Genomic DNA, 23,592 nt, shown 5'->3' on the forward strand with positions numbered 1-23,592 from the left:
ATGGCCGCGCTTCAGAGAAGGCTAAATTGGGCTGTTATGTTAAGGCTGGGCAGCGCTGCAATCTGTGATTTTTGCTTCAAATCAACGAGATGCGCAAAGACGTTGCGCTCGGCTGCAGGCAGGAGCGCGGCAGGCGTGTCAGAATAGATTTGTGCAGTCAGGCTCTTTGCTGTGGCTGGGCCATCCCTGAGGGCTGCAAGAATTTGCGCTTCGCGGCTCTGCCTGTGGCTGATGAGCCATGCAAGGCGCTCGGCGGGGTTTGTCACGGGCGCCCCGTGGCCTGCGTGAAATACACGCCAGCTCTGCGCGGCGAGGCGGGTGCAGGAGGCCATGAAGTCGCTCAGATCGCCATCAGGGGGGCTGACAAGGGAGCTGGCCCAACCCATCACCAAATCACCACTGAAGAGCGCGTCATCCCATTCAAAAGAGAGGTGGTTGCCGAAGTGCCCAGGCGTGTGGTGGGCGGTGAGCGCCCAACTTGCCCCGCTGACGGTTTCACCATCCTGCAGCAAGATGTCTGGGGCGAAGTCAGGATCGACACCTTCGCCGCCGCCTGCGAGGCCGTTTAGCGCGAGGTGTCGCATGATCTCGCTTTGCCCTGCCAAGCTGTCGCCAAAGGCCAGCACAGGCGCGCCTGTGGCCTTTGAGAGGTCAGCGGCTAGGGGCGAGTGGTCAATATGTGAGTGGGTGACGAAAATGTGGGTTATCGCTTCATCGGGCTCTAGCGCCGCGAGGATTGCTGCGAGGTGCTCTGCAGTGTTGGGGCCTGGATCGATCACCGCTATGTCACCCTTGCCGAGCAGATATGTGTTTGTGCCCCGATAGGTCATGGGGGAGGGGTTGTTGGCCAGAACACGCCGCAGATTGGGCTCAAGCCACTCCGCTTGACCAACGGGTGGATTAAAGCTTGTCAGATCGCTCATGGCTCTTCCTTCTTTGCGCGTGCCTCGCTAGGTTTAGGCATGTTTTTTGGATGGCTCAAACACTATATGCCGCGCTCGCTCTATGGGCGGGCAGCGCTTATTCTGATTGTCCCAATTGTCGGCCTTCAGCTTATTGTTTCTATTATCTTTATTCAGCGCCACTTTGATGACGTGACAACCCAAATGACACGCTCGATGGCGATAGAACTTCGGCTTGTGCTTGCGCAGTATGATACAGCAGGTGTGAGTGAGTTGGCCGCGCCTTTGAAGATTGAGCTTGCGGCTGGCGAAATAATTGAAGAGCGCAGGCGCTGGTATGACTTTTCAGGTTTAATCGTCAGGCGAGAGCTTTTTGGCATGTTGGACGGTGTGCAAGCCATTGATCTGCCTGACGGACGCGTGCTGCGTGTCGAGGTCGATACGGAGCGGGGGCCAGTTGTCTTGAGTTTTGACAGGCTGCGTGTGTCGGCGTCAAATCCGCATCAGCTGTTGGTTTATATGATTGGGTTTGGCGTTTTGATGACGATGATTGCCTATATTTACTTGCGCAATCAGCTGCGCCCAATCAAGCGACTGGCGAGGGCTGCAGCAGCATTTGGCCGCGGACAAGTGAATGATTTCCGCCCCTCTGGCGCAATTGAGGTGCGTGCGGCGGGGCACGCTTTTTTGGATATGCGTAACAGAATCGAGCGCCAGATTGAGCAACGAACGCTTATGCTGTCTGGCGTGAGCCATGATTTGCGCACACCTCTGACACGGATGAAGCTTGGACTTTCCTTGTTGGAAGACGAGGACCGTGAGCCTCTGGAACGCGACGTCACTGAGATGCAGCGTTTGCTGGACGAGTTTCTATCTTTTGCCAAGGGGGCTTCGGAGGGTGAGGCAGAAGCCTGTGACCCCTTTGAGCTTGTTCGTGCGATCGTAGAAGACTGTGAGCGCGTCGGGCAAGATGTGACTCTTGGCGCGCTGGAAGGCGAGGGCAGTGGCCTTGTTACTTTGCGTCGCATCGGGGTGCGACGGGCCGTGGAAAACCTTGTTGGAAACGCAGTGCGCTATGGCAACAAGGCGGTTGTCTCGGTGGCGCTGACTGAGAGGGCTCTGCGGATCAGAGTTGAAGATGATGGTCCGGGCATAGCGGTCGATGATCGGGAGGAAGCGCTCAAGCCGTTTGCCCGCCTTGATGCGGCTCGAAATCAGAACAAGGGGTCTGGAGTTGGTCTTGGGCTTTCGATTGCGATGGATGTGGCGCGCGCTCACGGCGGGATTTTGCGGCTGAGTGAAAGCACCGATCTGGGCGGTTTGCGTGCGGATATTGTGATTGGGCGCTGAAAAGCTGGAGCGGGTAGCGGGAATCGAACCCGCGCGTTCAGCTTGGGAAGCTGACAGGCTACCATTACATCATACCCGCGCGATTGGCTGATTAGCTTTCCCGTTGGGGAGGGTCAAGCGCTATGCGTTGGCCTCAAAACGCCTAATGGCATGGAACGTGATGCCTATAGTCAGAATGAGGCCGAGACCAGCAAGGGCAGGCAGCCCGAAGCCAGCATCACCCAAGGCACCCGCAAACAACGCTGTGGTCAGCCCATAGCCTGTTGCGAGCAAGAGTGACGCGGCGAGCACTGCGCGGAGGATGACTGTCAGCTCTGTTTTGATGGCTTGGTATGCGAGCGCAAGAGCTGGTGCGAGAACGCAGAGATCGTAGTCATAGGCATAGGGGCTGAGAGTTGTGCCTGTGAGAATGGCGAGTACGATGATGTGGCGGAGCTGCCAGCCTTTGAGCGCGACCCAGACGAGCGTTAGCAGACTTAAGAGCGCGCAGCCGCCGTGAAGGAGTATGGCGAGTGAGGGGGCAAGTCCGACAGAGGCAAACAAAGCAAAAGGTGTGATCATGCGAGCGAGTTTGTATTCACCAGCTTCCAGGATTGTGCCAGAGGTTGAGAGGCTGTTGCGAAAGGCGCTCCAGATATCGGAGCCATAGAGCAATGTCGCGAGCAGAAGTAAAACGAGCAGAGTCAGCGTTGCTATTGCGACCATACGCCGGCCTCCGCGCAAAAGGGCGGCAAGGCCAAGGCCTAGGCCGAGGTGGGGCTTATATGTTAAAAGGCCAAGCACGAACCCCGCTTTGCCGCGCTGCTCTGTGAGTGAAAGGCCCGCAAAAAGAGCCATCAAGCCCGCGGTAAGAAAGCCATTTTGCCCTGTCAGCAAGTTGATCACTAATGCGGGGAGAATAAGCGGAAGAACCCATGTCGTAGCATCTTGAGACAGGCGCATCATAGACCAGACAAAGAGCGCAAAGCTTGAACCAGTAAAGAGCAGATAGCCCCAGCCGACACCGAACAGCGCGAAGCCTTGCAAGGGGAGGTTAAAATGGGGCGGATAAGTCCATGTCATAAAGACTGTACTGTTTGTTCGGCTGGCTTGATAGGCCTTGAACGCGGCGGCGTCATAGGCTTCGGCGATGCGGCCAAGATTTGCCAGCTCCCCGACTTGATGAAAAATCATGTAGTCGGCTGAAACCTCGTCCACTCCGAAGAGTTCGGGCAAACCGATGCGCAAAGCTGTGAGGCCGATAAGTGCCACAAGAAGGCCTAGGACCATGAAAAGACTGCGCTGTGACATCAAGGCCCGCCTGCATACGTGTTACAAGGCGAGCCTACTCCAGCCAGAGGTTAGGTGTAAACCAGAGCCTAGCCGCGCCGTCTGCGTCGACGGCCCCCGTCACCGCCAGCTTCTCCACCTGTGTTGAAACTGACATCAGGTAGCGTGACCACGGTCGCCAATATCGGGAAGGGCTCCGCAGAATTTGGGATCGCTGATGCATTGACGAAATGTTCTTGAAAACGGGGTTCAACGGCTGTTTCGATCTTGATGATCCTGCGTACCGTCGCCTCGATCTCTTCGCGCGCTTTACTATTTAGAAGCGCAATGCGCGCGCCTGTTCCTGCCGCGTTGCCTGCGGATGTGACCTTCTCAATCGCGCAATCTGGGATCATGCCGAGGACCATGGCGTGTTTGGGAGAGATATGCGCGCCAAAGGCCCCTGCAAGAACGACGCGATCGACGGTTGCGACATCAAATTTGTCCATCAGCAGGCGTGCGCCGGAGTAAAGCGCCGCCTTGGCCATCTGGATGGCGCGAATATCAGGGTTTGTCACCGTGATGGTTGGGCCGCCTTTTGCAGAGCCGTCCCACATCATGTAGCTGTGTGTGCGACCGTCGCTGATACACCGCGGTGTGCCGACTTGCTCAGTAGAGCCGATGAGGCCAGAAGCATCCACAATTCCAGCAATGCGCATTTCTGCGATGGCTTCGATAATGCCTGAGCCGCAGATGCCTGTGATACCTGTTGTGGCGATTGCGTCTTCAAAGCCGTCTTCGTCTGACCAAAGATCTGAGCCGATGACGCGAAAGCGGGGTTCTTTTGTGATTGGGTTAATTTCGACCCGCTCAATTGCTCCTGGGGCAGCACGTTGCCCCGAGGTGATCTGCGCACCTTCAAAGGCGGGGCCTGTCGGAGATGAACAGGCTAGAACTTTGCTTTTGTTGCCTAAAAGGATTTCGGCGTTTGTGCCAACATCGACGACCAAGACAAGATCTTCGGACTTGTCAGGGGCTTCAGACAGCGCGACCGCGGCGGCATCGGCTCCAACGTGCCCCGCAATACACGGCAGAAGATAGACACGTGCTGAGGGATGTAAGTTTAGCTCAAGATCGCGTGCTTCGAGACGCAGGGCATCTGACGTTGCGAGTGCGAAGGGGGCTTGACCGAGCTCGAAGGGGTCGATTCCGAGGAAGAGGTGGTGCATCACGGGATTGCAGACGAAAACAGCGTCCATGATGAGGGCGCGGTCGATTTCTGCTTCGGAAGCGATTTGGGTGAAGAGGGCGTTCATTCCGTCGCGTACGGCGGCGGTCATTTCGGCGGCGCCGCCTGCGTTCATCATAGAGTAGCTGACCCGACTCATGAGGTCTTCACCGAATCGAATCTGTGGATTCATGAGGCCCGAGGAGGCGACGACCTCGCCTGACTGGAGGTCGCAGAGGTGGGCGGCGATTGTTGTGGAGCCGAGATCTACGGCGAGTCCGTAGATGGAGCCTTCGTAGTAACCGGGCCAAACTTGCATGATGGAGGGCACAGAATCGCTGTGACCCTGATGAACGGCGACTGTGACCTTCCACGCGCCTTTGCGCAGGGCTTGTTGCAGGTGCGTGAGCACGTGCGGATCGGCCTTTGGAACGTCAATGTCCCACTGCGCTTTGAGGCCCTCGCGCAGGCGCTCAAGGTCGCCCGACGGCTCGTGCATGTCAGGCTCCACCACTTCAACATAGTAGAGCTTAACCGTTGGATTCATTATGATATCCCGCGCCTCAGCCCGCTTGCGCACAACCTGTTTGTGGACCTGACTTTCGGGCGGGACGTCGATGACGACGTCGCCTTGGACGGTGGCTTGGCAGCCGAGTCGGCGGCCCTTGGGGAGGCCGCGCTTGCTGTCGTAACGCTCCTCAACGGCGTTCCATTCGCTGAGCGCATTGTCGGCGACCGTGACGCCGTGCTTTGAGAACTCGCCGTAGGACGGGGTGATCTGACATTTGGAACAGATACCACGGCCACCACAGACAGAATCAAGATCAACGCCAAGCTGACGCGCCGCTGTAAGTATCGGAGTTCCCACAGGAAAATGCCCGCGCTTGCCCGAGGGAGTGAAAACGACGAGGGGGTCTTTGGTCATGGATGTACTGCCTGATTTTGTGGCCTTTGAGCGCAAGATAGTGCGCCAGACGGCAATGTATAGGGCAGGGAGCGGCAAAAAGCTGACTGGGAACGTCATATTTTATTTTCAAAATGGTTAAGCCCGCGAAACCGCCCGTTAAGCTCTGAGCAAACCACCAAAAACAGGGGGGTGAAAAGCGTGCACAACCCGTGCACACCCCGTGCACCGCCTGAATCGGGGTTTTGGTAACGGAAAATTAGGTAATGGAGCGTTCGGTGGGGGGTGGTTTCGGCTTAGAGCTCGCTAACTCACCAAGACGTCTATTTCAGTGCGCCCCACCTTACCTGTCGTTCGCTGTGCGCGCATCGGTTGAGCAGGCACAGGCTAGTTTCCAACTGCCTTTTTGACTGCTTCTTCGATTACTTCTAGAACTGGCATTTTCTCGCCATGCTTACCCTCTAGGGTCTGGGCAGCATTGTTTGAAATCGCTTTCAGCATCACCTCCAGAAGACTTTGAAGTAACACATCATCGCCTTTGCCCAACTCAACGACTTGTTTTTTGAACCCTTGGTAAGACTGAGCCAAAGCTTCCTTATGCGCATATTCCTCCGCCAAACGCTGCATTTCGCTACGGCGTTTCGAAACCGTCAAGATTGCCCACAAAACAGGTATCACGAGCGGCAGCTTAAACACAATTTTGTCCAAATACTCCTTGGCGCTCTCGATCTTTATGACATCCCAGTAGAAAGGCCAAAGGCTAATCGTCTGCGTAACTGTGGCTGCTGCTAAAACCACGAGCACAACTAGTCCAAGAAAAAAAGCCTTCGAGTATAGTTTGGCACTATCTTCAGCTTTAACCCTTCGGCTGCTGTAGGCTGTGGCCAGGCCAGCGCTTGTCGCGCCCGGTAATAGTCCCTCAATTTGCTCGAGCAGGCTTTTCGCCGTTTGCTTTTGCCCTTCAAAATGCGCAAACAGTTGTTCCTGATTTACTTTTCCTTGCTCAAAATCCTTATTCCGTTTTTCCAGCTGCTGGTCGAATGATTCGAACTTCACTCTATACTCTTCCACTTCTTTTTTCAGTGAAGAGGCTTCGGTGTGTGCAGACTCAATGGCGGCTTTCTTTTCGGTGGCGTCGGCAAGATATTCGGCTATGGTGTTTCGGTCCTTGGCGCCCTCATCCCTTGAGAGGATTGTTTCTGCTGCGGCTTCCTTGGCGCTTTTTGCTTGAGTTTTTGCGGCTGACACCTGATCTGAGGCCGCTGCAACTGCCTGCCTAAGAGCCGCATTCTCCTCATGCAGTTTGTGTAGCTGTTCGCTGGACGACTCAACTATGGTTGACAAGGCATTTGCAGCCGCTTGGAAGCTGTAAGTGGAACGTGTCGGCCTAAGGACGGTCAATACCGAATAGAATGCATCCAATAGTGTTTCGGTGCTGTCACTGAAACTTTTGAAGCTGGTTCTAAAATCATGGTTTTGCCCGTTGGTTGTTTGAAGGTGGAAATTGTCGTAATTGAACTGCAGAAATCCGCCACCAGCACTTATGACCTGGCGGAAGTGGCCGCCCAAAGTGTTTAGGTGGCTTTGAGTCTCATCAATTCTCTGCTTGAGTTGCGCTATTCTATTTCCTGGAACCATCAAGAAGTGTTTAGAGCTTCCGAATTTGTCTGCAATCTCGGCCATCGATGCAATGCGGCTTACACAGTCAGCATATGAGATGTCCGTCCCATGAATCGCTTTCGCCACGTCAAAGGACGGGGAACCAGTCTTTCCAGAGCTATTAAAGAATTCAAGCAATTCAATTGCAGTTGCAGCCAAGTCCTTCGCGCCAAGGCTAATCTCATCAATCTTTTTCTTACGCATAACCACTCCACTCGTTTTAGGAGACTATACATAGGAAGCGCTCGCCTTCTAGTGCAATGTTCTGCTGGTCTGGAAAAGCTCATCCCAAAGGGCATTAGCCTGATAATTCACAAAATGTGATCTCGGATCGGTCTATGAAGCAAGTCAGTTGTAAATGACGGCCTGACGCAGCCTGATGTATTCTGTTCGCACCCGCAGCTAACTTCCGCTTCTAGCCCACACCCCCACTAGCCCGTCACCCCTTCCTTGCCTCAAAGACAAACCCCAGCAGGTTCAGCAGGACCTGTGCGGCGAGGATGCTTGTGCTGTCTGAATGGTCATAGTCGGGGGCGACTTCGACGAGGTCTATGCCGACGATCTCGTGGGATTGGGCGACGTGTTGGAGGAGCTCCAGCACTTCGTAGTAGAGGAAGCCGCCGTGGCTCGGCGTGCCTGTGCCCGGCGCGATGGAGGGGCAGAAGGCGTCGATATCAAGGGTGATGTAGACGCGGGCGCCTGAGGGGATGCGCTTGGCTGTGGCCTCGGCGCCGAGCTTGCGCATCTGGCGGACAGAGAGGATATCGGAGCCCATTTCGCGGGCGGCCTCGTAGCCTTCCTGCGTCGTGGAGCTGACATTGCGGATGCCGACTTGGGTGAGGCCCGTGACATAGGGCTTTTCGGCGGCGCGGCGCATCGGGTTGCCGTGGCCATTGCGAACGCCGTGGCGGACATCGACGAAATCAAGGTGGGCGTCGATCTGGAGGATGTGGATATCGCCCTGACCCTCAAAGGCATTGATGCAGGGGATGTTGACGGAGTGATCGCCGCCTATGACCACGGGGAGCGCGCCAGCGGCAAGGGCGGCGCGCACGCCTGTCTCGATGTTGGCGTGGCTTGTGGCGGTGTCTGTGTGGACGATATCGGCATCGCCCATGTCAACGATGCGCACATCGCCTGTGAGGTAGGTTGTGTCATCCTCGTGGTCATATGCGCCTGCGTGGCCAAAGGAGAAGAGCGTGGAGGCTTCGCGCACGGAGCGGGGGCCGAAGCGTGCGCCCGAGCGGTACTGTGTGCCCGCATCAAAGGGCGCGCCGAGCACGGCGACATCGGCCTCAAGGGTGCTCCAGTCGGGTTCGTAGGGGCGCTTGGCGAAGGTGGCTATCCCGACGAAGGGGAGATTGAGGCGGCCTGTGTCGTAGCTGTTCTTGGTCATGGTATGCTCCTGTCGTTTGGGCGCAGAGTGCTGCGGCGGCGCGTCTTTGGCAAGCCTGCGACATTGTTTATCTTGGGTTTGGGGCGCGAAGGGCGTATGGCTTGGGAAATATGCTGTAAGGGGAATGTGATGCGTTCGAAAACAGGCTTTGGCGAGCAGACGCCACCCGCGATTTTCTCACTGATTTTGGGGATGTTTGGGCTTTCGCTTTCGTGGCGGGCCGCGGCGAATACGTCGATCCTCCCTGCGGGCATATCGGAGGCAATTTTGGGCGGTGTGCTGATCATTTTCATTATAGCTGCAGTGGCTTACATGCGAAAGCTCATGTTGCGCGCGGGAACGCTTGTGGAGGATGCACGGATCTTGCCCGGGCGGGGCGGTCTGGCGGCCTTTGGCGTTTGCTTTGCGATTTTGGCAGCGGGGCTTGTGCCAATTGCGCCAGAGTGGGCTGAGCGGATTCTGTATCTGGCTTTGGCTGTGCAAGGCGGTATGGCGATTTTGGTGGTTTATGTTCTTGTTAGCGGGCCGAAAGAGCAGCGCCAAGTCACGCCGCTGTGGCACCTGAGTTTTGTCGGGTTTATTGTGGCGGCGGTCTCAGCTGTGAACCTTGGGTTTTACGGGCTGGCGGAAGCGATTTTCTGGCCGACTTTGGGCGCCGCCTTGTTGATCTGGGGGGTGAGTGCGATGCAGCTGCGCCACCATGTGCCGCCTGCGCCTTTGCGTCCGATGCTGGCGATCCATTTGGCGCCGGCGTCTCTCTTTGTGATCGTGGCTCTGGGCTTCCCTGCGCAGGATTACCCTGTGATAGCACTTCTGGCGCAGGTGTTTGCGGGCGTAGCCGCGCTCATATTGCTTGGGCTGCTTATTTCATTGAAGAGTTTGCTGGAGGCAGGCTTTAGCCCCATGTGGGCGTCCTTCACCTTTCCGCTCAGCGCCTTTGCCACAGCGATGCTGAGCCTTGCGGGCCAAACAGGGGGCGTGGCGGAGCGTCTGGTGGGCGGGATTGCCCTTGTCGCGGCGAGCACGATCGTCCCTTACATCGCTGTTAAAGTGATCCGAATGTGGATGACGGGGCAACTTGCGTTGAAGACCAATGCCGCAAAAGCGTGACTTTGGTCTTTCCCTCTTCGCGAATGCGTGAAATAGGGAGGCGTCAAACGAACCCTACTTTGGAGATGTCCTATGGAGATTCGTGAGGCCCTGACCTTCGATGATGTTTTACTTGTTCCTGCTGCTTCGGCTGTCTTGCCGAGCACCGCAGACACGCGCACATTTGTGACGCGATCTATTAAGATGAATATTCCGCTGTTGAGCTCGGCGATGGACACCGTCACCGAGGCGCGTATGGCGATTGCCATGGCGCAGGCGGGCGGCATCGGAGTTGTTCACAAGAACCTGAGTGTTGAAGAGCAGGCGCGCGAAGTGCGCCGTGTGAAACGCTTTGAGAGCGGGATTGTTTACAACCCTGTGACGCTCAAAGTGAACCAGACGCTGGCGGACGCCAAAGCGCTTGTGGAGCGCTACAACTTCACTGGCTTTCCTGTCGTGGATGAGCGCGGCCATGTTGTGGGCATTTTGACAAACCGCGACATGCGGTTTGCCAGCTCAGACGACACGCCTGTGCATGCGATGATGACATCTGAAAACCTCGCGATGCTGGCCGAGCCTGCGGAACTTGAGGAGGCCAAGAGCCTGATGCGCGCGCGTCGCATCGAGAAGCTTCTGGTGCATGATGGTAAGGGCAAGCTCACGGGGCTTTTGACACTCAAAGACACCGAGCAAGCCGTGCTCAACCCGACCGCCTGCAAAGACGAGCTTGGGCGGCTTCGTGTGGCTGCGGCGACAAGTGTGGGCGAGAGCGGCTTTGAGCGCACCGAGGCGCTTGTTGATGCGGGCTGTGATATTATCGTTGTGGATACGGCGCATGGGCATTCTGAGGGTGTTATTGAAGCGGTGAAGCGCGCCAAGCGGCTTTCCAACGCGATTCAAGTGATCGCGGGCAATGTTGCGACGGGCGAGGCCACGCGCGCGCTGATCGATGCGGGAGCGGACGCTGTTAAAGTGGGGATCGGGCCAGGCTCGATCTGCACCACACGGATGGTTGCAGGTGTGGGCGTTCCACAGCTGACGGCAATTATGGATTGCGCGCGCGCTGCGGGCGATGTGCCTGTGATTGCGGACGGCGGCATCAAGTTCTCGGGCGATTTTGCCAAGGCGATTGCGGCGGGAGCCTCCTGTGCGATGGTAGGCAGTATGATTGCTGGGACAGATGAAAGCCCAGGTGAAGTGATCCTCTATCAGGGCCGTTCGTTTAAGTCTTATCGCGGGATGGGCAGCCTTGGCGCGATGGCGCGTGGGTCAGCCGACCGCTATTTCCAGAAAGATGCGGCCAGCGACAAGCTTGTCCCTGAAGGGATTGAAGGCCAGGTGCCGTATAAGGGCAGCGCCAGCGCGGTTGTGCATCAGCTTGTGGGCGGTTTGCGTGCGGCGATGGGCTATACGGGCAATGCGACTGTGCAAGATATGCGCAGCAACTGTAGTTTTGTGAAAATCACGGGGGCAGGGCTCAAGGAAAGCCATGTCCATGACGTGCAGATCACACGAGAATCTCCTAACTATCGGGTAGGGTAATGACACCAGCAGCACGGGTGGCCGCGGCCGCAGAAATTCTTGATGTGATCCTCGGCGGCGAGCCTGCGGAAAAAGCGCTTACAGGTTGGGCGCGCGGCAGTCGCTATGCGGGGTCCAAAGACCGTGCGTCTGTACGTGACCATGTCTTTCAGGCCTTGCGCTGCATGCGCTCTTACGCGGCGCTTGGGGGCGGCGAAGACGTGACAGGGCGTAGCTTGATGCTGGGAGCGATGCGTGCGGAAGGCGCTGATCTTGCTGGTATTTTCTCTGGTGAAGGCCATGCGCCTGCGCCCCTAAGTGAGGATGAGCTGGCGGGCGGACGTGCGCCCGAGGCAGGGGCTGAAGCCTGTGATATGCCGGAGTGGCTCTGGCCTGCACTTGAGGCAGCTTTGGGCGAGGGGGCTGCAGCGGAAGCCAGCCTCATGCGCGAGCGTGCGGATGTGTTTTTGCGGGTTAATCCGCTCTATGGAACTGTCGCCGAGGCTCAGGCCGCTTTGGCAGAGGAGGGCGTTGTCAGCGAGGCGCACCCGCTGTCTGAGATGGCTTTGAAAGTAGTCGAAGGGGCGCGGCGCGTGCGCCTGACCCATGCGTTTGAAGATGGCTTGATTGAGCTGCAGGACGCCGCTAGCCAAGCTGTTGTGGATTGGCTGCCCTTGGAGGGTGCGATGCGCGTGCTGGATTATTGCGCGGGCGGTGGCGGCAAGAGCCTTGCCATTGCAGCGCGTTCGGATGCCAAGATTGTGGCGACAGATATTGCGCCCGAGCGGATGAAAGATTTGCCCGAGCGGGCCACACGGGCAGGCGCGAGCATCACCGTTACATCACTTGAGGATCTTTCCGCAGAAGATTGTTTTGACTTTGTTTTATGCGATGCACCTTGCTCAGGCTCTGGTGCGTGGCGGCGCTCGCCAGCTGGCAAGTGGCAGCTGACAGAAGAGCGCTTGATTGAGCTTTGTGATACGCAAGTTGACGTTTTGAAGTCTGCGTCACATCATGTCTCTGAGGCGGGGCAGCTTGCCTATGTGACATGCTCGCTTTTGCGTGTCGAAAATGAAGATGTTGTTGCACGCTTTGAGGCGCTTGCGCCTGAGTGGAGCTGCACGGCACAACAGCGCTGGCTGCCGTCTGCGGGCGGCGACGGCTTTTTTGGCGCAATCTTTACGCGCAAGTAACGAGTAAATGCACTTTTAACGTGAAATTCAATCGGTTCAGTCTTAAGTTTGGCTTAACCTATTTGGCATAGTCTTGTGTCAAACCCAGATTGGCGCCCGTTTGTGAGCTACGCAGCGTTTACGCCTGATAAAGTGACGACGTCGTCTCTGAGCCTTTTGCCGCGGGCGAGTTCACTGTTTGTAATAGCTGTCATGGCTTACGCTGTGTCGGTTGCTGCTCCATCAGAACACATTCAGCTTGGCGCGGCGATTGTCGGGACAAGTCTCGTCTGTCTTGGTCTGCTGAGCCTCATTTCCGCAGTCTGGACCAAGCGCAACAACGCGCGGGCGCTCAAGGCGATTGCAAGTTTTGTGGAGCATGATGTGGCGGCCTGTTTTGTGGCAGACGATGTCGGGGATATTTCCTATCGCAACGCGGCCGCGCAGGAGAAGTTTAGCCTTGTTCCCCAGACTGTCGAGGCCGCTCTTTCGACCGTGGTGATGAACCCGAACGGTCTTGTGACGCGGCTTTATATGAAGGCGGGGCAGGCTGGTGCGGCCCGCGAGGATGTTGTGACGCAGGATGCGCATTTGCGGCTGTCTTGCCACAAAGTCACCGATGGAAATGCGATCTGGCGGCTTGAAGATCTGCCTGCGGCGCCCAGCGAAAGCGCGCCCGGCGGGGCAGCCAAACTGCCTGTTGTTGTCGTGGGCCGGCAGGACACAATTTTGCATATGAATGCTTCTGCGCGGCGCTTTTTTGGGGAGCGCGTTAAATCGCTTGATCGGTTGATCCCCGAGATGCCGCTCAAGCTGAACCGTTTGCAAGAGGTGCTTGCGGAGACAGGCACAGTCAGCTGTGTGGCGACAGAGCTTTCCACAGGTATCGGGCGACGAGAGATCGCTTTTGTCCCGACCGATGACGTTTTGGTCGAGTTGCCCGAGAGCCAACGGTTTTTTGATGCGCTGCCCGTTCCGCTGCTGAAACTTGGACCTGATGGAATTGTGACGGAGTCAAACAAGCTTGCGCGCGATCTTCTCGGGCGGGATGACCTTGTGGGCGAGAGCCTTGGCGCCATTCTGGAAGGCCTTGGCCGCTCGATCAAGGACTGGTTGCAAGATACGGTTCTGGGCCGTGTCAGCCGACAGTCCGAGTTCTTGAAGGTGCGGCGCGGAGATGTGGAGACTTTTGTTCAGGTGACGCTGAAGCCAGCTCGTGAGGGCGATGAGAATGTGTTGGTTGCTGTTTTGAACGACGCGACCGAGCTCAAGACGCTTGAAGCGCAGTTTGTACAAAGCCAAAAAATGCAAGCGATTGGCCAGCTTGCAGGCGGGGTTGCGCATGACTTTAACAATCTGTTGACGGCGATTACGGGGCATTGCGACTTGTTGATGCATCGGCGCGATGAGGCGGATCCCGATTTCTCCGATCTGGAGCAAATCGCCCAGAATGCCAATCGCGCAGCCGCGCTTGTAAGTCAGCTCTTGGCCTTTTCACGAAAGCAAACGCTGCGCCCACAGACCATCGATATTCAGGATACGCTGTCAGAGCTGACGCATCTGCTGAACAGGCTTGTGGGCGAGAGGGTGCAGCTTGAATTTGAGCATGCCACGGGCAACCACATGATCCGTGCAGACAAGCGCCAGCTTGAACAGGTTGTGATGAATCTTGTGGTGAATGCACGCGATGCAATGCCGAAGGGGGGCATTGTCAAAATCCGTACAGAGGCGCTCGACTTGGTCAAACCGCTCAAGCGCGACCGAGCCGAAGTTCCGCCTGGGTCTTATGTGTCGATCAAGGTGATTGATCAGGGAACCGGGATTCCAAGGGATAAGCTGCAAAAGATTTTTGAGCCGTTTTTCACAACAAAGCGTACCGGCGAGGGCACGGGGCTTGGGCTTTCCACAGCCTACGGGATTGTGAAGCAAACAGGCGGGTTTATCTTTGCGGATAGTGTCGTTGGCAAAGGCAGTTCCTTTACGTTGATCCTTCCGACGCAGCCGGTTGTCGAGATCGAAGAGACGTTAAACGTAAAGGCGCCAGTCATCGAGAGCGAGGAGCTGCCCAGCTTGGTTGTTCTCTTGGTCGAAGATGAAGCGCCTGTGCGCGCCTTCGCATCGCGTGCGCTTAAGCTCAAGGGCTTTACTGTGCTGGAAGCGGGAAGCGGGGAGGAGGCTCTTGACTTGGTGCGCGACCCGAACCTGCATATTGATGTCTTTGTGACCGATGTGATTATGCCGGGTCTGAAGGGCCCCGAGTGGGTTGCGCGGGCGCGCGAGATGCGTAGCGATGTCAGCGTGGTCTTTGTATCGGGGTATGCCGAAGACGTGTTCAGCGACAATGGCCTTGAGATTTTGAACTCGTCCTTTTTGCAAAAGCCTTTTTCTTTGGCTGAACTTGCAGAGGTTGTCCAAAAAGCCGTGGCGCAGCCTGAGCCTATGAAGGAATAGAATTCCAGAGATGGAAGTCTGCAGCGCAGGCCGTGCGCAGCCGCGCTTCGAGAGCGGGTGACAGCTCCAGATCCTGTTTGGGGGAGACATTTACCTGAGGCAGCGAAATGGCGAGCTCAAGTCGCTCTTCAAGATAGGCAACGCAGTCCTGTAGCTCTTCATATTTGAAAAAGCGCGTGATTGCGGTTCCGTTGGGGCGAGGTTCCACGAATTTTGATTGCGCGCCGACATTGGCATAGGCGGGGCGTGTTTCCGCAAGATAGGCCTCGACGAACTGATCAAAGCTCAGCCCTTCCGTTGAGACGGGGCGGCCTGACAGGAAGGGGCGCTGACGATAGCGATACCAGCTGCCAAGCCAGCTGACGGGCTCGCGTATGACGGCGAGTGTCTCGACCTCGTCGTCGATAAATTTCTCAACCATCGGGCGCAAGAAGCGATTGTAGCGATACACTGGTGCGTGTTTGAGCTCAGGCGGATCAAGTAGGGCGATGGCGGCATGGGGCGCGAGGGCTGTCTCTATTGCGGTGGTGCCTGTTTTGGGAACCGAAAACAGAACCAACTTGGCTTTTGAAAAGATCAGCATCCAACCTCCAATGGCTTGGGCATACTTGTAAACTACTCTTTAACTTCTTTCAGGAACAGTCAGGAATGTAAAATTTGTGTTGTAATGTTCTCTTTTTGATCACATAAAGAACACAAGCAGAACATTTGCAGTGATTGCCGCCTTGGGCGGGGTGTGAAATAAGGAAGCATAACAATGGCAACGGCAGACCTTTTAGACATGAAAAACAAGCGCGACGCAGACAAGCAAAAGGCGCTCGACAGCGCTTTGGCACAGATCGAACGGCAGTTCGGTAAAGGCTCCATCATGAAAATGGGGAGTGAAAACGCAATTCAGCAGATCGAGTCGACATCGACAGGGTCTATCGGGCTGGATATTGCGCTTGGCATTGGGGGTCTGCCCAAAGGGCGGATCGTTGAGATTTATGGCCCTGAAAGCTCGGGCAAGACGACACTGACACTGCATTGTGTGGCTGAAGAGCAGAAAAAGGGCGGTGTTGCGGCGTTTGTGGATGCGGAGCATGCTCTGGACCCGCAATACGCGAAAAAGCTTGGCGTTGATCTGGATGAGCTTCTGATTTCACAGCCTGACACGGGCGAGCAGGCGCTTGAAATCATCGACACGCTTGTGCGCTCTGGCGCGGTGAGCCTTGTTGTTGTTGATTCGGTTGCGGCTTTAACGCCGAAATCAGAACTTGAGGGCGAGATGGGCGATTCCAGCGTTGGTGTGCATGCCCGCCTGATGAGTAAAGCGATGCGTAAGCTGACTGGCTCGATTTCGCGGTCCAACTGTATGGTGATTTTCATCAACCAGATTCGGATGAAAATCGGCGTGATGTTTGGCAGCCCTGAGACGACCACAGGCGGTAATGCGCTCAAGTTTTATAGCTCTGTGCGCTTGGATATTCGCCGGATTGGTTCGATCAAGGACCGTGACGAAGTTGTGGGCAACCAGACGCGTGTGAAGATTGTTAAGAACAAGGTGGCGCCGCCCTTTAAGCAGGTGGAATTTGACATCATGTATGGCGAGGGGATTTCCAAGACGGGTGAGTTGCTCGACTTGGGGGTAAATCTCGGGATTGTCCAGAAATCGGGCGCTTGGTTTAGCTATGGGGACGAGCGTATTGGGCAAGGCCGTGAAAATTCGCGTCAGTTCCTGAAAGACAACCCGCATATCGCTTATGACATCGAAGACAAGATCCGTGCTGCGCATGGGCTCGACTTTGACGACGAGAAGCCGACAATGGCGTCTTCAAAGTCCAGTGATGACGAGGATATTCTCGAAGCGTAAGCGAGACGCTGGTAGAGACATATGCGCCAGAGCAGGAGGCTGCTCTGGCGCTTTTTGTCATGTGGACATGAGCGGGTATGGCGGCTAAACCGTGACGGATCTCATTACGTCGGAACATCACATGCCAAGCCTGAACGAAATCCGCTCTACCTTTTTGAATTACTTTGCAAAGCAAGGTCATGAAGTTGTCGCTTCAAGCCCGCTTGTGCCGCGCAATGACCCGACGCTTATGTTCGTCAACTCTGGGATGGTGCAGTTCAAGAACTTGTTTACGGGTGTTGAAACGCGTGACTACAACCGCGCAACGACAGCGCAGAAATGTGTGCGCGCGGGCGGCAAGCATAACGATCTGGACAATGTTGGCTACACGGCGCGCCACCACACGTTTTTTGAGATGCTCGGCAACTTCAGCTTTGGCAATTACTTCAAGGAAGAGGCGATCACCTATGCGTGGGAGCTGATCACCAAAGACTTCGGGATCGACAAGAACAAGCTGACCGTGACGGTCTATCATACCGATGATGAGGCTTTTGCGATTTGGAAGAAGATGGGCGTTCCTGAAGAGCGCATCATTCGCATCGCGACGTCAGACAACTATTGGCAGATGGGTCCAACGGGGCCATGCGGGCCTTGCACCGAGATTTTTTATGACCACGGTGAGCATATTTGGGGTGGCCCTCCCGGCAGTCCAGAAGAAGACGGCGACCGCTTTATCGAGATCTGGAACGTTGTTTTCATGCAGAACGAGCAGTTTGAGGACGGCTCTATGCGCAATCTCGACATGCAGTCGATTGATACGGGTATGGGACTTGAGCGCATTGGCGCGCTGCTTCAGGGCAGCCATGACAATTACGATACTGATTTGTTCAAGGCACTGATCGAAGCATCTGCTCATGCCACGGGCGTTGACCCTTATGGCGCACAGAATGTGCACCACCGTGTGATTGCAGACCATTTGCGTTCGACTGCGTTTCTGATTGCGGATGGCGTTATGCCGTCAAATGACGGACGCGGCTATGTTTTGCGCCGTATTATGCGCCGTGCGATGCGTCATGCTCATCTTTTGGGGGCGAAAGACCCTGTGATGCATCAGCTGGTGCCCTCGCTTGTCCGCCAGATGGGCGGAGCATATGGCGAGCTGAATCACGCACAGGCGCTGATTGAAGAGACGTTTTTGCTAGAGGAAACGCGCTTCAAGCAGACGCTTGAACGCGGATTGAAGCTTTTGGACGATGAGGTTGAGGGGCTGGGCGAGGGCGTTGCGCTTTCGGGCGAGGCTGCGTTTAAGCTCTATGACACCTTTGGTTTTCCGCTTGATCTGACGCAGGATGCGTTGCGTGAGAAGGGCCGCGAGGTCGATGTTTCGGGCTTTGAGGCCGCTATGGCCGAGCAAAAAGCAAAGGCGCGCGCTGCATGGTCCGGTTCGGGTGATGCTGCGGATGCGAGTGTCTGGTTTGATATCGCCGATGATGCAGGCGTGACCGAATTTCTTGGCTATGACACGGAAGTGGCCGAAGGGCAGGTTCTTGCGCTGGTGGCGGATGGCGCGCGCGTGAAGACGCTTGCCGAAGGGCAAGAGGGCTGGGCTGTGCTCAACCAGACGCCATTTTATGCGGAATCGGGCGGGCAGGTTGGCGACAGCGGCCTGATGCGCCGTTTGGAAAATATGGAGCAGGTGAGCCGTGTGAGTGACACGCGCAAGCATGCCGACGGTAAAATCTTTGGTCATATGATTGTTGCGGGCGAGGGCGGTTTGTCTGTCGGTGACACGGTTTCGCTTGAGGTTGAACATGGGCGCCGCAGCGCGATCCGTGCCAATCACTCGGCGACGCACCTTTTGCATGAGGCGTTGCGTTCGGCGCTTGGTGACCATGTGGCACAGCGTGGCTCGCTCAATTCGGATGATCGGCTGCGCTTTGACTTTAGTCACTCCAAGGCTTTGGAACTGGACCAGATCAAGCAGGTCGAAGCGGATGTAAACGCGTGTATCCGCCAGAATGCGCCTGTTGTGACGCGGGTTATGACCCCTGATGAGGCACGTGAGCTTGGCGCGCAGGCGCTCTTTGGCGAAAAATACGGTGACGAAGTGCGTGTGGTTTCGATGGGCCATGAGAGTGGCTCGGGCAAGGGCAGCGACGGGCACACCTATTCGATTGAGCTATGTGGTGGCACGCATGTGCGCCAGACAGGTGATATTGGGTTGTTTGTGGTGCTCGGGGATTCTGCATCGAGTGCGGGTGTACGCCGAATTGAAGCGCTCACGGGCAAGGCCGCGTTTGACTATTTGAGTGCGCAGGATGCCCGCGTAGCGGAACTGGCGCTGGAGCTGAAAGCGCCTGCGGCGGATGTGCCTGCACGTGTGAAAGCGCTGATAGATGAGCGCAAGGCGCTGACCAATGAAGTGGCGCAGTTGCGCCGCGAGTTGGCGATGGCGGGCGGTGCGAAGGACGGTGGCGCAGAAGCGATTGAGATCAATGGCATAAAGCTTATTGCTCAAGTGCTTTCTGGCGTCTCGGGTAAGGATTTGCCTGCGTTGATTGATGCGCATAAGGGCCAGATTGGCTCTGGTGCTGTGCTTTTGATTGCAGATACGGGCGGTAAGGCCGCTGTGGCGGCAGGCGTTACCTCTGATTTGACCGACCGTCTTTCAGCTGTGGATCTTGTGAAGGCTGCTGTGCCTGAGCTTGGCGGCAAGGGTGGCGGCGGCCGTCCTGATATGGCGCAGGGCGGTGGTGCGGATGTCAGCAATGCCGAGGCCGCGATTGCGGCGGCGAAATCTGTTTTGGAGGCTTGATATGTCAGCTCTTTGGATTGCCCATGTTACTGTGACGGACCCCGAGCCCTATGCAAAATATGCGGAGCTTGCGGGGCCAGCCATTGCGGCGCACGGGGGTGTGTTTATCGCCCGTGGGGCGCGCTTTGTGCAGCTTGAGGGCAAGGAGCGCCCACGCAATGTTGTAGCGCGTTTTCCGACGCTTGAAGCGGCTGTTGAGTGCTACAATTCGGATGCCTATCAAGAGGCATTGACCCATGCCAAAGGCGCGTCAGAGCGCGAATTGATGGTTGTTGAAGTCAGCGAATAACGCCATCCTTGCCTTGAACAGGTGAGGAGAGCTGTGATGCGTTGTGTCTTGTGCCTGCTTTTGTTGGTTTTGCCTCTGCCTGCTTTGGCAGATGGTTGGGCTGCACTGGAGCGGGACGGGGCGATTGCGATTATGCGCCATGCGCTAGCGCCGGGCGGAGGCGATCCTGCACAATTTGTCCTTGAGGACTGTGAGACGCAGCGCAATCTTGATGCGCGGGGGCGGGGTCAGGCGCGCGCGATTGGTGCCGAACTGCGGTTGCGCGGTGTGAAATTTGACAAAGTCTTCACAAGCCAATGGTGCCGTTGCCGCGAAACGGCCGCTTTGATTGAGATGGGGGCCGTTCAGGCGCTGCCATCGCTGAACTCGTTCTTTGCCGGACAAGGTGACCGTGTTGGTCAGACGGCTGCGACGCTTGCGGCACTGTCCGCGAGCGAAGGGCGCGTGCTGCTGGTGACACATCAGGTTAATATTACCGCGCTGACAGGTGTTTTCCCAAAGTCAGGCGAGATTATTGTGGCCGAGCTTAACGATGGCGCGCTCACCGTGACTGGGCGTATTTTGATAGAGCCGCCGCAGTAAAACAGCAGAGTTGCCAGAACGAAAAAGCCCCGCTCGTTTGAGCGGGGCTTTGTTATATTAGAGCTTTTTTGACTCGCGTTTGCGCTCATGCGGGTCAAGGTGACGCTTGCGCATGCGGATCGAGCTTGGCGTGACTTCAACGAGTTCGTCATCGTTGATGTAAGCAATCGCTTCTTCAAGGCTCAGGGTGATCGGCGTTGTCAGGCGAACGGCTTCGTCTGTGCCTGATGCGCGCACGTTTGTGAGCTTTTTGCCTTTGAGCGGGTTCACTTCCAGATCGTTCTCGCGGCTGTGCTCACCGATGATCATACCTTGGTAGATCTTGGTTTGTGCGCCAATGAACATTTTACCACGGTCTTCAAGGTTCCAGAGAGCGTAGGCCACGGCCTCGCCATCTTCCATGGAGATCAGAACGCCAGCGCGGCGGCCTGGCATTGGGCCTTTGTGGGGCGCCCAACCGTGGAACACGCGGTTCAGAACGCCTGTGCCGCGGGTGTCTGTGAGGAATTCACCGTGATAACCGATCAGGCCACGTGAGGGGACATTGGCGATGATGCGGGTCTTGCCTGCGCCTGCTGGGCGCATTTCGACCAGCTCGCCTTTGCGCGCGCCTGTCAGCTTTTCGATCACGACGCCTGAGTATTCGTCATCCACGTCAATTGTGGCTTCTTCGATAGGCTCAAGTGTTTTGCCGTCTTCTTCGCGCAGAAGCACTTTGGGGCGGGAGATCCCAAGCTCAAAGCCTTCGCGACGCATGTTTTCAATCAGAACACCCATCTGCAGTTCGCCACGGCCAGCGACTTCAAAGGCTTCGCCGCCAGGTGTGTCGGTGACTTTGATGGCGACGTTGCTTTCGGCTTCTTTCATCAGGCGGTCACGGATGACGCGGCTCTGGACTTTTTTGCCTTCACGGCCAGCCAGCGGGCTGTCGTTGATGCCGAATGTGACTGTGATTGTGGGCGGATCGATTGGCTGTGCGGGCAGGGCCGTATCAACGGCGAGCGCACAGATTGTGTCGGCCACTGTGGCTTTGGACATGCCTGCAATAGATACGATGTCGCCCGCGAGGGCTTCTTCGATGTCTTGCTGGGCAAGGCCACGGAAGGCCTGAATTTTGGTCACGCGGAATTGCTCAATCTTTTGGCCAACACGCGAGAGCGCCTGAACAGTTGCGCCGACTTTGAGGCGGCCTGTTTCGACACGACCCGTCAGAACGCGGCCAACGAAGGCGTCTGCGCCCAGAGTTGTGGCCAGCATGCTGAAGTCTTCGTTCTGGTGCGCGATTTGCTTGGGAGCGGGCACGTGATTGACGATCAGGTCAAACAAAGCCGAAAGGTCTTTGCGCGGGCCGTCAAGCTCGTGATCGGCCCAGCCAGAACGGCCAGACGCGTACATATGCGGGAAGTCGAGCTGATCGTCATTTGCATCAAGGGATGCGAAGAGATCAAAGCACTCGTCCAGCGCGCGGTCAGGCTCGGCGTCTGTTTTGTCGACTTTGTTCAGGACAACGATCGGGCGCAGGCCGAGGGCGAGGGCCTTTGACGTCACAAACTTGGTTTGTGGCATCGGGCCTTCGGCTGCGTCCACGAGGAGGACAACACCGTCAACCATCGACAGGATGCGCTCGACTTCGCCGCCGAAGTCGGCGTGGCCGGGCGTGTCAACGATGTTGATGCGCATGCCTTTCCACTCTACAGAGGTCGGCTTGGCGAAGATGGTGATACCACGCTCGCGCTCGATGTCGTTGCTGTCCATGGCGCGCTCGGCCACGTCCTGATTGGCCCGAAACGCGCCGGACTGTTTCAGAAGTTCGTCCACGAGAGTTGTTTTGCCGTGGTCAACGTGGGCGATGATGGCGATATTGCGCAGGTCCATGATATGTCCTTGGGTTGTTCGTTGAGGGCCGATATACCGCGCGGGGACGAAAGGCCAGTCAGAATAAGGGGCGGAGTGCATTTATGTCACGTATGGGGCTTTATGAGCAATTAGATGCCTGTGTTGTGGGGGCTTTGGCCGAGATAACGGGCCGAGAGGCGGATTTCTTTCGCGGGTTCGACTGTGTGGCGGCGAAAGATGCCTTGCATGGCGATGTTTCGATCAATGCTGCGTTGGTGATGGCAAAGCGGCTTGGTGTGTCGCCGCGCGCGCTTGGCGCTGATCTGGCGCAGGCTTTGGGGGGCGTTAAGGGCATCGCCAGCGCGTCTTTGGCGGGCGCAGGGTTTGTCAATCTGAGGCTTGAGCAGGACTTTATTACAGGGGTGCTGGGGAAGGCGGAGCTTTTGCCCAAGCCGCGCCAGGGGCGGCTCGCGATTTGCTTGGATGCGCCTGAGGATATGCGGCAGCGCTGGACGGGCGAGGCAGCGCAGGCTGTGGCGCGCGCGCTTGGGCTTGAGGCCGAGATATGCGATCCCTCGGCTGCGACTGAGGGGGCTGAGGCGCGGCTTTTGCCGTTGATCGGTCCAGACGCTTCCTATGGTGCGGCGACAGAACAGGAGTGGCGGGGCCTTTTGGCGACGTTCTCAGATATTTGGGCGGCATCTGAAGCTTACGAGGAGGTCACGCTCTTTGCGGGGATTGGCGGCGGGTTTCGCGCGGGGCTTTATGAAGCGGCATTGGGTGACAGAGCGTGCTTGCGTAGCACTGCTTTGGCCGCGGCGGACATACCAACGCTTGGGGGCGAGCACGCCGAACTCGCGCGGCTTTATGTGCTGTGCCACCGCGCGGAGCGCGTGCTTGACCTGACAGAGCGGGCCCATGCAAAGCCTGAGCGGGCGAACCCTGCGTTTTTGTTGCATTATGCAGCGTCAAAACTTTCGGCATTGAGGGGCGCTGAACCTGTTGAGGTTTGGGACGCCGCGACACGCCGTCTGGCTCTTTTGGTGGCAGGGTATGCGCGGGTGCTGGAGCTTGCTCATGATCTGGGCGCGCCGCAGCGTTTGGCGCTCTATTTGTGCGAGGTGGCACATTTGCTCCTTGATGCTGGGGCCGCAGCTCAGGACCGTGGCGAAAAAGCCATTTGCCCACGTGTTATTGATGCCTGCGAAGTTGTGTTTTGCAGCGGATTCGCTATTGTCGGAACAAAGGCGTTGGATGAAATCACCTGAAGAGTGAGGCCAGCGCAAAGAGCAGTGATAAGCGCAGCATAGATTTGCGCA

General features: G+C 56.8%; 17 protein-coding genes and 1 tRNA gene. 10 read left to right on the forward strand and 8 right to left on the reverse strand.

What is annotated here, in order from left to right; translation table 11 throughout:
• Positions 1–11: 11 nt before the first annotated feature.
• Positions 12–923 carry an MBL fold metallo-hydrolase gene (locus tag DSM117340_RS05515; RefSeq protein ID WP_089888430.1) on the reverse strand — a complete coding sequence of 304 codons (912 nt, stop codon included), beginning with the start codon at positions 921–923 and terminating at the stop codon, positions 12–14.
• 39 nt (positions 924–962) lie between these two features.
• Between DSM117340_RS05515 and DSM117340_RS05520 the strand changes: the two genes are divergently transcribed.
• The gene (locus DSM117340_RS05520; RefSeq protein WP_089888432.1) at positions 963–2,252 is read left to right on the forward strand and encodes an ATP-binding protein; all 1,290 of its coding nucleotides are present in this window, start codon (positions 963–965) and stop codon (positions 2,250–2,252) included.
• A gap of 5 nt (positions 2,253–2,257) precedes the next feature.
• Here the strand turns inward: DSM117340_RS05520 and DSM117340_RS05525 are convergent.
• From DSM117340_RS05525 to speB, 5 genes are all read right to left on the reverse strand, one after another.
• Positions 2,258–2,331 (reverse strand) — tRNA-Gly (locus tag DSM117340_RS05525).
• Positions 2,332–2,372: 41 nt separating this feature from the next.
• Positions 2,373–3,542 carry a glycosyltransferase family 87 protein gene (locus tag DSM117340_RS05530; RefSeq protein ID WP_089888434.1) on the reverse strand — a complete coding sequence of 390 codons (1,170 nt, stop codon included), beginning with the start codon at positions 3,540–3,542 and terminating at the stop codon, positions 2,373–2,375.
• A gap of 68 nt (positions 3,543–3,610) precedes the next feature.
• Positions 3,611–5,653, reverse strand: coding sequence for an ASKHA domain-containing protein (locus DSM117340_RS05535; protein WP_089888436.1), 2,043 nt, complete (start codon positions 5,651–5,653; stop codon positions 3,611–3,613).
• 366 nt (positions 5,654–6,019) lie between these two features.
• Positions 6,020–7,495: a hypothetical protein gene (locus DSM117340_RS05540; protein WP_089888437.1), complete on the reverse strand. Its 1,476-nt coding sequence runs from the start codon at positions 7,493–7,495 to the stop codon at positions 6,020–6,022.
• A 235-nt stretch (positions 7,496–7,730) separates the two neighbouring features.
• Positions 7,731–8,687, reverse strand: a complete 957-nt coding sequence (speB, locus tag DSM117340_RS05545) for an agmatinase (protein ID WP_089888439.1) — start codon at positions 8,685–8,687, stop codon at positions 7,731–7,733.
• A 129-nt stretch (positions 8,688–8,816) separates the two neighbouring features.
• Between speB and DSM117340_RS05550 the strand changes: the two genes are divergently transcribed.
• The 4 genes from DSM117340_RS05550 (at position 8,817) to DSM117340_RS05565 (ending at position 14,920) form a co-directional block, all read left to right on the forward strand.
• Complete coding sequence (locus DSM117340_RS05550) at positions 8,817–9,797, forward strand: tellurium resistance protein (RefSeq protein WP_177170625.1); 981 nt, start codon at positions 8,817–8,819, stop codon at positions 9,795–9,797.
• 72 nt (positions 9,798–9,869) lie between these two features.
• Positions 9,870–11,318, forward strand: a complete 1,449-nt coding sequence (gene guaB, locus DSM117340_RS05555; RefSeq protein ID WP_089888443.1) for an IMP dehydrogenase — start codon at positions 9,870–9,872, stop codon at positions 11,316–11,318.
• Complete coding sequence (locus tag DSM117340_RS05560) at positions 11,318–12,490, forward strand: RsmB/NOP family class I SAM-dependent RNA methyltransferase (protein ID WP_089888444.1); 1,173 nt, start codon at positions 11,318–11,320, stop codon at positions 12,488–12,490. Before guaB ends, DSM117340_RS05560 begins: the two co-directional genes overlap by 1 nt.
• A gap of 102 nt (positions 12,491–12,592) precedes the next feature.
• Positions 12,593–14,920 (forward strand): ATP-binding protein, encoded by a 2,328-nt coding sequence (locus DSM117340_RS05565; RefSeq protein WP_354689916.1) that lies wholly within the window; start codon positions 12,593–12,595, stop codon positions 14,918–14,920.
• On the opposite strand, the gene DSM117340_RS05570 is transcribed toward DSM117340_RS05565, so the two are convergent.
• Entirely contained in the window at positions 14,907–15,503 is a 597-nt protein-coding gene (locus DSM117340_RS05570) for a gamma-glutamyl kinase (protein WP_354689917.1), read from the reverse strand. The genes DSM117340_RS05565 and DSM117340_RS05570 overlap by 14 nt on opposite strands.
• Positions 15,504–15,677: 174 nt before the next feature.
• Between DSM117340_RS05570 and recA the strand changes: the two genes are divergently transcribed.
• The 4 genes from recA (at position 15,678) to DSM117340_RS05590 (ending at position 20,437) form a co-directional block, all read left to right on the forward strand.
• The gene (gene recA, locus DSM117340_RS05575; RefSeq protein WP_089888447.1) at positions 15,678–16,772 is read left to right on the forward strand and encodes a recombinase RecA; all 1,095 of its coding nucleotides are present in this window, start codon (positions 15,678–15,680) and stop codon (positions 16,770–16,772) included.
• Positions 16,773–16,893: 121 nt separating this feature from the next.
• Positions 16,894–19,566 carry an alanine--tRNA ligase gene (alaS, locus tag DSM117340_RS05580; RefSeq protein WP_089888449.1) on the forward strand — a complete coding sequence of 891 codons (2,673 nt, stop codon included), beginning with the start codon at positions 16,894–16,896 and terminating at the stop codon, positions 19,564–19,566.
• Position 19,567: 1 nt separating this feature from the next.
• Positions 19,568–19,855, forward strand: a complete 288-nt coding sequence (locus DSM117340_RS05585) for a DUF1330 domain-containing protein (RefSeq protein ID WP_089888450.1) — start codon at positions 19,568–19,570, stop codon at positions 19,853–19,855.
• 36 nt (positions 19,856–19,891) lie between these two features.
• The gene (locus tag DSM117340_RS05590; protein ID WP_089888452.1) at positions 19,892–20,437 is read left to right on the forward strand and encodes a histidine phosphatase family protein; all 546 of its coding nucleotides are present in this window, start codon (positions 19,892–19,894) and stop codon (positions 20,435–20,437) included.
• A 57-nt stretch (positions 20,438–20,494) separates the two neighbouring features.
• Here the strand turns inward: DSM117340_RS05590 and typA are convergent, their stop codons facing one another.
• Positions 20,495–22,312: a translational GTPase TypA gene (gene typA, locus DSM117340_RS05595; RefSeq protein ID WP_089888454.1), complete on the reverse strand. Its 1,818-nt coding sequence runs from the start codon at positions 22,310–22,312 to the stop codon at positions 20,495–20,497.
• Between the two features lie 83 nt (positions 22,313–22,395).
• Between typA and DSM117340_RS05600 the strand changes: the two genes are divergently transcribed.
• Entirely contained in the window at positions 22,396–23,541 is a 1,146-nt protein-coding gene (locus tag DSM117340_RS05600) for a hypothetical protein (RefSeq protein WP_089888455.1), read from the forward strand.
• The last annotated feature ends 51 nt before the right edge of the window (positions 23,542–23,592 follow it).

It is taken from the genome of Lentibacter algarum, from assembly GCF_040580765.1.
Taxonomy (GTDB): Bacteria; Pseudomonadota; Alphaproteobacteria; order Rhodobacterales; family Rhodobacteraceae; genus Lentibacter; species Lentibacter algarum.

What these genes read in the sequence shown, in the direction of transcription:
- DSM117340_RS05520 (WP_089888432.1), top strand. Translation starts at nt 963, where the DNA reads ATGTTTTTTGGATGGCTCAAACACTATATGCCGCGCTCGCTCTATGGG.
- DSM117340_RS05570 (WP_354689917.1), bottom strand. Translation starts at nt 15,503, where the DNA reads ATGCTGATCTTTTCAAAAGCCAAGTTGGTTCTGTTTTCGGTTCCCAAA.
- DSM117340_RS05600 (WP_089888455.1), top strand. Translation starts at nt 22,396, where the DNA reads ATGTCACGTATGGGGCTTTATGAGCAATTAGATGCCTGTGTTGTGGGG.
- recA (WP_089888447.1), top strand. Translation starts at nt 15,678, where the DNA reads ATGGCAACGGCAGACCTTTTAGACATGAAAAACAAGCGCGACGCAGAC.
- speB (WP_089888439.1), bottom strand. Translation starts at nt 8,687, where the DNA reads ATGACCAAGAACAGCTACGACACAGGCCGCCTCAATCTCCCCTTCGTC.
- DSM117340_RS05550 (WP_177170625.1), top strand. Translation starts at nt 8,817, where the DNA reads ATGCGTTCGAAAACAGGCTTTGGCGAGCAGACGCCACCCGCGATTTTC.
- DSM117340_RS05535 (WP_089888436.1), bottom strand. Translation starts at nt 5,653, where the DNA reads ATGACCAAAGACCCCCTCGTCGTTTTCACTCCCTCGGGCAAGCGCGGG.
- DSM117340_RS05560 (WP_089888444.1), top strand. Translation starts at nt 11,318, where the DNA reads ATGACACCAGCAGCACGGGTGGCCGCGGCCGCAGAAATTCTTGATGTG.
- DSM117340_RS05530 (WP_089888434.1), bottom strand. Translation starts at nt 3,542, where the DNA reads ATGTCACAGCGCAGTCTTTTCATGGTCCTAGGCCTTCTTGTGGCACTT.
- DSM117340_RS05540 (WP_089888437.1), bottom strand. Translation starts at nt 7,495, where the DNA reads ATGCGTAAGAAAAAGATTGATGAGATTAGCCTTGGCGCGAAGGACTTG.
- DSM117340_RS05590 (WP_089888452.1), top strand. Translation starts at nt 19,892, where the DNA reads ATGCGTTGTGTCTTGTGCCTGCTTTTGTTGGTTTTGCCTCTGCCTGCT.
- alaS (WP_089888449.1), top strand. Translation starts at nt 16,894, where the DNA reads ATGCCAAGCCTGAACGAAATCCGCTCTACCTTTTTGAATTACTTTGCA.
- DSM117340_RS05515 (WP_089888430.1), bottom strand. Translation starts at nt 923, where the DNA reads ATGAGCGATCTGACAAGCTTTAATCCACCCGTTGGTCAAGCGGAGTGG.
- DSM117340_RS05585 (WP_089888450.1), top strand. Translation starts at nt 19,568, where the DNA reads ATGTCAGCTCTTTGGATTGCCCATGTTACTGTGACGGACCCCGAGCCC.
- typA (WP_089888454.1), bottom strand. Translation starts at nt 22,312, where the DNA reads ATGGACCTGCGCAATATCGCCATCATCGCCCACGTTGACCACGGCAAA.
- guaB (WP_089888443.1), top strand. Translation starts at nt 9,870, where the DNA reads ATGGAGATTCGTGAGGCCCTGACCTTCGATGATGTTTTACTTGTTCCT.